The sequence below is a fragment of the Alcanivorax sp. HI0083 genome, from assembly GCF_001635175.1.
Genome location: NZ_LWFX01001710.1, coordinates 1 through 611, shown reverse-complemented (window position 1 = coordinate 611; position 611 = coordinate 1). Strand labels below are relative to the sequence as shown.

Below are 611 nucleotides of genomic sequence, written 5' to 3'. Positions count from 1 at the left end.
ACCGCTGCCCACCCTGCCCGAACGGGTGGAAGGCAAGGTAGTAATGGTTACCGGCGCCACGTCCGGTATCGGCAAGGCCAGCGCGCTGAAGCTGGCTCGCGCCGGCGCCACCGTGCTGGTGATTGCCCGCACCGCCGAAAAACTGGAAGAAACCCTGCATGAAATCGACCAGCTGGGCGGCACCGCACAGGCTTACAGCTGTGATGTGTCCGACCTGACCGACGTGGACAATTTAATCCAGCAGGTCCTCGCCGATCATGGCCATGTGGATATTCTGGTGAACAACGCCGGGCGTTCCATTCGCCGTTCCGTGGTCCATGCGTTTGACCGTTTCCACGATTACGAACGCACCATGCAGCTCAATTACTTCGGCGCCCTGCGACTGATCATGCAACTGATGCCCAGCATGATCGAAAACGGCGGCGGCCATGTGATTAACATTTCCAGCATCGGCGTGCTCACCAATGCACCCCGCTTTTCCGCCTATGTGGCCTCCAAAGCGGCACTGGATGCTTTCACCCGCTGCGCCTCCAGCGAGCTGGCCCACGAGGGGATCCGCTTTACCACTATCAACATGCCGCTGGTGCGCACACCGATGATCGCGCCCACCA

The 611-nt window shown here is 60.4% G+C and carries 1 protein-coding gene; it reads left to right on the top strand.

The window, feature by feature from the left end; all coding sequences use genetic code 11:
• The coding region (locus tag A3754_RS24985; protein ID WP_156497218.1) for an SDR family NAD(P)-dependent oxidoreductase at positions 1 to 611 on the top strand (611 nt) is incomplete at both ends.